Raw genomic sequence first — 7642 nt, forward strand, 5'->3', positions numbered from 1 at the left:
CTCGGCGTACTGGGCCGCGGCGGCGTTGAAGGAGTGGGCTCGGGCGGTGTGCGAGGGCGGCTTCGACGAAGTGGTCATACGGCCATCGTTGCCGGGGTGGGTGCAGGGTGCAGGTGGATTTTGGTGAGAAATGAGAAACGGGGGGTGGGGCCCGGGCGGTTCACGCCCGCCCAGTAATCCAGGCCCACGCCCCGACCGACCGAGCCGCGTGCCACCCCCTGTCCACGGAAGTGAAGCCCTGAGTCACCCGGAACTCGGCCCGCCCCGCTCAGGAACGGCGGAGCCTCAACGGCGGCGTTTCTTCGAAGGGTTGCCGGTGCGGCGAGTGGTGCGCTTCTCGTGCCGGGCCACGGCCGCCTCGTACTCCTCGCGATGGAGTTTCTCGCCGGGGGCCTCCGTGAAGGAGCGGAAGAAGTAGGCGAGGAGGGAGCCGACGAAGCCGATGGCCAGGAGGCCGCGGAGGGAGGCCTGGCGGTCGGGGTCGGGGCGTTTCTTGAACGCTTCCCAGGTGTGGCCGAAGGCCAGGGCGCTGCAGATCGCGAACATGACGATCACGAGGAGGGTGACGAAGCTGCCGACGTTCGCGATCTGGATGCCCTGGTAGGCGAAGCGGAGGACCAGGCAGGCGGCGCCGGCGGCGGCGAGGGAACCGGCGGCCGTGCCGATGCGGCGCGCGGTGTAGCCGTCGTCGTGGTTCACCCAGGTGGTGCCGAAGAAGCGGAGGGGTTCGGGGCGGGGGCCTGGGCCGGTGCCGGTCTCGTCGTTCACGGGACGATTATGGCGCTGGGGGTGGGCTCGGGCTCTCGTCGGGGCTCGGCGTGGACCAGGTCGGCGTGGCCCGTGTCGTCGAGCGGGGCCGCGGCGGCGGAGCTACCGACAGGACTGTGCCGCGCGCGGCCGTGGCCGGAGACCGGCCCTTGGAGACGGTCTCCGGCCACGGTGATCGGCTCGCTCAGGAGCAGTGCGGGCGGACGTAGCCGTCGCTGCCGGTGTTCACGTAGGCGTCGGAGATGTACTCGCCGTCGTCGATGTTGTCCCAGATGTTCGTCGTGCCGTAGTAGCCCGTCACCGTGGTGCCCGGCGTCTGGCAGTAGATCGGGACCTGGGAGCCCTCGGCCAGGACGCGGACGATGGTGTAGCCCGTGCCGGGGCCGCTGCGGACGTTGACGCGGGTGTTGGGTGCGATGGAGTAGTAGTGCAGGGACGCGGCCACCGTCGCCTCTGTCGTGGCGGCTTCCGTCGTGGTCTCGTTCCCGGCCTCTGGTGCACGGTCAACAGACATGAAAAACCTCCCCCGTTGGACCCCATGACTGCCATGGGGCAACGATGATTCCCCTAATTCACGCCACGAAACACATGTGCGCAATTCGCACGCGGAGGTCAGCAAGCCGCCTCTGTCGCGTACGGGTCATCGACTAGGCTCCGTCCGTCGCGCGCGCGGACGATCAGCACGGGGGTGTACCCATGGCGCCACAGCGCAACACCGGAGCGGGCGCGGAAGCGGAACTTCCCGAGTACGCCGGTCACTACCGTCTGGAGTCGTGTCTGGGCTCCGGCGGCATGGGCGTGGTCCATCTGGCGCAGAGCACCTCCGGGAAGAAGCTCGCGGTCAAGGTCGTCCACGCGGAGTTCGCCCAGGACCCCGAGTTCAGGGGGCGGTTCCGGCAGGAGGTGGCGGCGGCCAGGCGGGTCAGCGGGGCCTTCACCGCGCCGGTGGTCGATGCCGACCCGGAGGCCGAACGGCCGTGGATGGCGACGTCGTTCATCCCCGGGCCGACCCTGTCCGAGCATGTGAAGCGGAACGGGCCGATGGCGCCCGGTGAGTTGCGCCGGCTGATGGCGGGACTGGCCGAGGCGCTGCGTGACATCCACCGGGTCGGCGTCGTGCACCGGGACCTGAAGCCGAGCAATGTGCTGCTAGCCGAGGACGGGCCGAAGGTCATCGACTTCGGGATCTCGCGGCCGAAAGACAGCGAACTGCGGACGGAAACGGGCAAGTTGATCGGCACGCCGCCGTTCATGGCGCCGGAGCAGTTCCGGCGGCCGCGGGAGGTCGGGCCGGCCGCCGACATCTTCGCGCTCGGGTCCGTCCTGGTGCACGCGGCGACGGGGCGCGGGCCCTTCGACTCCGACAGTCCGTACGTCGTCGCCTATCAAGTCGTCCACGACGAACCGGACTTGGCCGGCCTGCCGGACAACCTCGCGCCGCTGGTGCTGCGTTGCCTCTCCAAGGAACCCGAGGACCGGCCCACGCCGGACGAGTTGATGCGTGAACTGCGGTCGGTGTCCGCCTCGTACGACACGCAGGCGTACATACCGACACAGCGGGCCGGTGTCACACCGGTGTCGGAGCCCCTCGCGGAAGCACCCGAACAGCCCGAGCGGCGGCGCGGAAGACGGTTGCGCAAGCGGGTCGCACTCGGTGCGGGCGCGCTCGGGCTCGCCGCGATCGGCACGCTCACCGCGCTCCAGCTGTCGGACGAGGACGCGGCGCCGAAGAGCGCCACGCCGCACACCACACCCAGCGCCACGTTCGGCGGGTGGCAGACGGCACCGGTCTCGAAGAAGAGCACGCCCCAATGTTCTTATGGCGACGGGAAGTTGCTCTGCGCGCAGCCCGGCGTGGTGTTCGCGCTGGACCCGTCCGACGGCCGTGTGCTGTGGCGGCACTCCGTCGCCAGGACGCACAGGAGCGGGCCGCCGGTGCTGTCGGGCGGCCTGGTGCAGCCGTCGTTGGACACCGGGCGGCAGCTGGAGGCGCTCGATCCCGCCTCGGGCAAGGCGCGTTGGCAGAAGACCGTCCCCGCGTACACCGGGCTCGCGGACGCGGGCGGCATGCTGCTGCTCACCCACGCGGACGGGACTGTCACCGGTGTGGACGGCGCGTCGGGCGCCACGAAGTGGAGCCATCGGATTCCGGGCCAACCGGCGCCGTACTTCAGCTCGTTCGAGGGGGACCCGACCGCGTACGCGACGAACACGTCGGACGACGGGGCGCAGACGCGGGTGACGGCGGTCGATCCGGACACCGGTGAGGTGCGCTGGGACGCGCGTCTGGAGGGGTCGTTGCAGCCCGTCGGCACGGCTGGCGGGTCCGTCTTCCTCCTTTCCGTCGACACGATCTACCGGTCCGCGAAGGCCGTGGTCCGCTACACCCCGGGCACCGGGGCCTCGCGGAGCGTGGAGCTGCCCTTGGCGCTCGACCAGGGGCACGGGACCGTGCACGGGCACGTCGTGTACGTCATGGGGGCGGGCGGGTCGTTGGTGGCCGTGGACATGGACGCGCGGAAGCAGTTGTGGAGTCTGGAGACGGCCCTGGTACGGGGTTCCACTCCGGTCGCGGACGGACGGCAGGTGTATGTCACCGCCGCGGACGGGCGGTTGCTCGCGGTGGACGCCCGCGCGGGACGACTCGTCGGGCAGACCCCCGCCCGCCTCGACTCGAACTCGGACCAGATCAGCGCATCCCTGCCCGAACCGGTCGTAGCGGACGGCCGGGTCTACGCCGCCGCTCCCGACGGCACGGTCTTCGCCGTCAACTCCCGGACGCCTAGGGCCTGGTAGCCCGGGGCGGGGCAAACTCCCGTACGCCCGGGGCTCGGTAGCCGGGGCGAGGCGAACCCTCGTACGCCCGCGGCCCGGTAGCCGTTGCGGAACCAACTCCCGGACGCCTGAAGCCTGGTCGCCAGAGCGAGGCCGACTCCCTCACGCCTGAAGCCTGGCAGCCAGAGCGAGGCCAACTCCCTTTCGCCCGGGGCTTGGCGGCCGCAGCAAGGCGAACTCCCCTACGCCCGAGGCCTGGTCGCCGTAGCAAGGTGAACTCCCGCGCGTCCGGCGCCTGGCGGCCGTAGCGAAGCGATCCCCCGTACGCCCAGCGTCTAGTGGCCGTAACAAGGCGGACCACCTCGTATCCGGGGCCGGGTAGCCGTAACGGAGCCAACTCCCGTACGCCCGGGGCCCGCTGGTGGCAAGCAGAAGGGCCGCCACCGTCGGAACGGAGGCGGCCCCACTGAGCGATGGGCGATGGGGTGTCAGCCGAGCTTGCTGACGTCTCGGACGGCGCCGCGGTCCGCGCTGGTGGCCATCGCGGCGTAGGCGCGCAGAGCGGCGGAGACCTTGCGCTCGCGCTGCTTGGGGGCGTAGCGGCCGTCCAGCGCGGCCTCGCGGCGGGCCAACTCGGCATCGTCGACGAGGAGTTCGATGGAGCGGTTCGGGATGTCGATGCGGATGCGGTCGCCGTTCTCGACGAGGGCGATGGTGCCGCCCGAGGCCGCCTCGGGGGACGCGTGGCCGATCGACAGGCCCGAAGTGCCGCCGGAGAAGCGGCCGTCGGTGATCAGGGCGCAGGTCTTGCCGAGGCCGCGCCCCTTGAGGAAGGACGTCGGGTAGAGCATCTCCTGCATACCCGGGCCGCCCTTGGGGCCCTCGTAGCGGATGACGACGACATCGCCGTGCGTGACCTGTTTGTTGAGGATCTTCTCGACGGCCTCTTCCTGCGACTCGCAGACGACCGCCGGGCCCTCGAAGGTCCAGATGGACTCGTCGACGCCCGCCGTCTTCACGACGCAGCCGTCGACGGCGAGGTTGCCCTTGAGGACGGCGAGGCCGCCGTCCTTGGAGTAGGCGTGCTCGGCGGAGCGGATGCAGCCCTCGGCCGCGTCCTCGTCCAGCGCGGCCCAGCGCTCGGACTGGGAGAAGGCCTCGGAGGAACGGACGCAGCCGGGTGCCGCGTGCCACAGCTCGACGGCCTCGGGGGACGGGGAGCCGCCGCGCACGTCCCAGGTCTTCAGCCAGTCCGCGAGGGACGGGCTGTGGACCGAGTGGACGTCCTCGTTCAGCAGGCCGGCGCGGTGCAGCTCGCCCAGCAGGGCGGGGATGCCGCCGGCGCGGTGCACGTCCTCCATGTAGTACGTGCGGTTCTTCGCGACGTTCGGGGCGACCTTGGCGAGGCACGGCACGCGGCGCGAGACCGCGTTGATCTCGTCCAGACCGAAGGAGACGCCCGCCTCCTCGGCGGCGGCCAGCAGGTGCAGGATCGTGTTGGTGGAGCCGCCCATCGCGATGTCGAGGGCCATCGCGTTCTCGAAGGCCGCGAAGGTGGCGACGTTGCGCGGCAGGACCGTCTCGTCGTCCTGCTCGTAGTAGCGGCGGGTGATGTCCATCACCGTGCGGGCCGCGTCCTGGTACAGGCCCTTGCGGGCGGTGTGCGTGGCGAGGACCGAGCCGTTGCCCGGCAGCGACAGGCCGATGGCCTCGGTCAGGCAGTTCATCGAGTTCGCCGTGAACATGCCGGAACAGGAGCCACAGGTCGGACAGGCGTTCTCCTCGATGTTGAGGACGTCCGCGTCGGAGATGCTCTCGTTGGCGGCGTCGACCATCGCGTCGATCAGGTCCAGGGTGCGGACGGTGCCGTCCTGGAGGGTGGCGCGCCCTGCCTCCATGGGACCGCCGGAGACGAAGACCGTCGGGATGTTCAGGCGGAGCGCCGCCATGAGCATGCCCGGCGTGATCTTGTCGCAGTTCGAGATGCAGATCAGGGCGTCGGCGCAGTGCGCCTCGACCATGTACTCGACCGAGTCCGCGATCAGGTCACGGGAGGGGAGCGAGTAGAGCATCCCCCCATGCCCCATCGCGATGCCGTCGTCGACCGCGATCGTGTTGAACTCGCGCGGGATGCCGCCGGCCGCGGTGATCGCCTCGCTGACGATCCGGCCGACCGGCTGGAGGTGGGTGTGGCCGGGCACGAACTCGGTGAAGCTGTTCGCCACCGCGATGATCGGCTTCCGGCCGATGTCCGCACCGGGTACACCGGAGGCGCGCATAAGGGCGCGTGCGCCCGCCATGTTGCGGCCGTGGGTGACTGTACGGGACCTCAGCTCGGGCATCGTCGATCGCTCCTTCAGACAGATAGGGCTGCTAACGAGCGTACGCCGGTCATCCAGGGGTCGGACACGGTGTCCGCATTACGGGACGCCCGTCTCGCCGTGGAAAGGCGCTACGGGACGACCGTCCCGCCGTAGAACGACGTCACGGCCCGGTCAGATGCCCCTGCACCACCGGCGCGATCCGCGCGATGATCTGCTCCGGGTCGGCCGAGGCTAGAGGCTCCACCTTGATCACGTAGCGCAGCATCGCCGTACCGACGAGTTGCGCGGCCGCGAGCTCCGCACGGAGTTCCGCGTCCGGGAGGTCGAGCTGGGCGGCGACCCGGCCCAGCACCTGGGAGACCACGAGCCGGCGGAAGACGGCCGCGGCGGCCTCGTTGTTGACGGCGGAACGGACGACCGCCAGCAGCGGCTTACGGGTCGCGGGGTTCTCCCAGACGCCGAAGATGAAGCGGGTCAGGCGCTCGCCGACGCCGTCCAGCGGGCCGTCGGCGACCGCCTCCGGCGCGTTCGTCGCCGGGGCGAAGGCGACCTCGATGGACGCCTCGAAGACCTGCTCCTTGGTACCGAAGTAGTGGTGCACGAGCGCCGAGTCGACCCCGGCGGCCTTCGCGATGCCGCGCACGGACGTCTTCTCGTACCCCCGCTCGGAGAACTCCTCCCGGGCCGCGGTCAGGATGCGGTCGCGGGTGTCGGCGGCTTCCGTACGAGGGGGTCGGCCCCGGCGCTTGGCGGTGGCGTCGGTCACAGCCGGGGCACCTTCACGGCCGAGGCCAGATGCAGCCGCGTGAACGCGAGCGCCTCCGCGAGATCGGCCTCGCGTTCGGCGCCGGACATCGCGCGCCGGGTGTTGACCTCGATGACGACATGGCCGTCGAAGCCGGTCGTCGCGAGCCGCTCCAGCAGTTCGGCGCAGGGCTGGGTGCCGCGGCCGGGGACGAGGTGCTCGTCCTTGTTGGAGCCGTTGCCGTCGGCGAGGTGAACATGGCCGAGACGATCGCCCATGCGCTCGATCATCTCGGTCGCGTCGGTGCGGGCGGTCGCGGTGTGGCTGAGGTCGATCGTGAAGTGCCGGTAGTCGTCCTGTGTGACGTCCCATTCGGGGGCGTAGGCGAGCATCTCGCGGTCGCGGTAGCGCCACGGGTACATGTTCTCTACGGCGAACCGCACATCCGTCTCGTTCGCCATCCGCCAGATCCCGCTGACGAAGTCCCGCGCGTACTGGCGCTGCCAGCGGAACGGCGGATGCACGACGACCGTGCTCGCGCCGAGCTTCTCGGCGGCCGCCTGGGCGCGCTGGAGCTTGATCCACGGGTCGGTGGACCACACGCGCTGCGTGATGAGCAGGCACGGAGCGTGCACGGCGAGGATCGGGACCTGGTGGTGGTCGCTGAGCCGACGCAGCGCGTCGATGTCCTGGCTGACCGGGTCGGTCCACACCATGACCTCGACGCCGTCGTAACCGAGGCGTGCGGCGATCTCGAAGGCCGTCGCCGTCGACTCCGGATACACGGACGCCGTGGACAGCGCGACCTTCGCATCCGGGATGCGCACGACTGGTTCTGCCACGGAGGACAGACTACGGGGCGGCGCTTTGCGCAGGGGAGCCGGTTGCTGTGCCCGCCCTGTGCGGGGTACGGCAACCGGCCATCTCCGGCGCGGGGGTGCGTTGTGGCGATCGCGATACTTCATGCGGGTCTGATACGGCGGGGGCGGGGTGGGCGTTCAAGCAGCCCCACGCGGGCGTGGGGTGCTGG

At 70.6% G+C, this 7642-nt stretch carries 6 protein-coding genes; 1 reads left to right on the top strand and 5 read right to left on the bottom strand.

The features are described from left to right. Positions 1–285 precede the first annotated feature (285 nt). Together JHN63_RS49160 and JHN63_RS49165 are read right to left on the bottom strand one after the other, a co-directional pair. Entirely contained in the window at positions 286–768 is a 483-nt protein-coding gene (locus JHN63_RS49160) for an EamA/RhaT family transporter (protein WP_200691638.1), read from the bottom strand. Between the two features lie 184 nt (positions 769–952). Continuing rightward, positions 953–1282, bottom strand: coding sequence for an SH3 domain-containing protein (locus tag JHN63_RS49165; protein WP_200691639.1), 330 nt, complete (start codon positions 1280–1282; stop codon positions 953–955). A 182-nt stretch (positions 1283–1464) separates the two neighbouring features. Between JHN63_RS49165 and JHN63_RS49170 the strand changes: the two genes are divergently transcribed. Then, a complete protein-coding gene (locus tag JHN63_RS49170; protein WP_200691640.1) occupies positions 1465–3564 on the top strand; it encodes a serine/threonine-protein kinase in 2100 nt (699 codons plus the stop codon). A gap of 467 nt (positions 3565–4031) precedes the next feature. Here the strand turns inward: JHN63_RS49170 and ilvD are convergent, their stop codons facing one another. The 3 genes from ilvD to JHN63_RS49185 form a co-directional block, all read right to left on the bottom strand. Further along, positions 4032–5885: a dihydroxy-acid dehydratase gene (gene ilvD / locus JHN63_RS49175; RefSeq protein WP_200691641.1), complete on the bottom strand. Its 1854-nt coding sequence runs from the start codon at positions 5883–5885 to the stop codon at positions 4032–4034. 142 nt (positions 5886–6027) lie between these two features. Beyond that, the gene (locus JHN63_RS49180; protein ID WP_200691642.1) at positions 6028–6633 is read right to left on the bottom strand and encodes a TetR/AcrR family transcriptional regulator; all 606 of its coding nucleotides are present in this window, start codon (positions 6631–6633) and stop codon (positions 6028–6030) included. Then, positions 6630–7454 (bottom strand): sugar phosphate isomerase/epimerase, encoded by an 825-nt coding sequence (locus JHN63_RS49185; RefSeq protein WP_200691643.1) that lies wholly within the window; start codon positions 7452–7454, stop codon positions 6630–6632. The genes JHN63_RS49180 and JHN63_RS49185 overlap by 4 nt, the downstream gene beginning before the upstream one ends. Positions 7455–7642 lie beyond the last annotated feature (188 nt).

This window comes from Streptomyces sp. MBT65 (genome assembly GCF_016612545.1).
Taxonomy (GTDB): Bacteria; Actinomycetota; Actinomycetes; order Streptomycetales; family Streptomycetaceae; genus Streptomyces.

Excerpts from the sequence above, each read along its gene's own strand:
- ilvD (WP_200691641.1), bottom strand. The coding sequence starts at position 5,885 with ATGCCCGAGCTGAGGTCCCGTACAGTCACCCACGGCCGCAACATGGCG.
- JHN63_RS49165 (WP_200691639.1), bottom strand. The coding sequence starts at position 1,282 with ATGTCTGTTGACCGTGCACCAGAGGCCGGGAACGAGACCACGACGGAA.
- JHN63_RS49170 (WP_200691640.1), top strand. The coding sequence starts at position 1,465 with ATGGCGCCACAGCGCAACACCGGAGCGGGCGCGGAAGCGGAACTTCCC.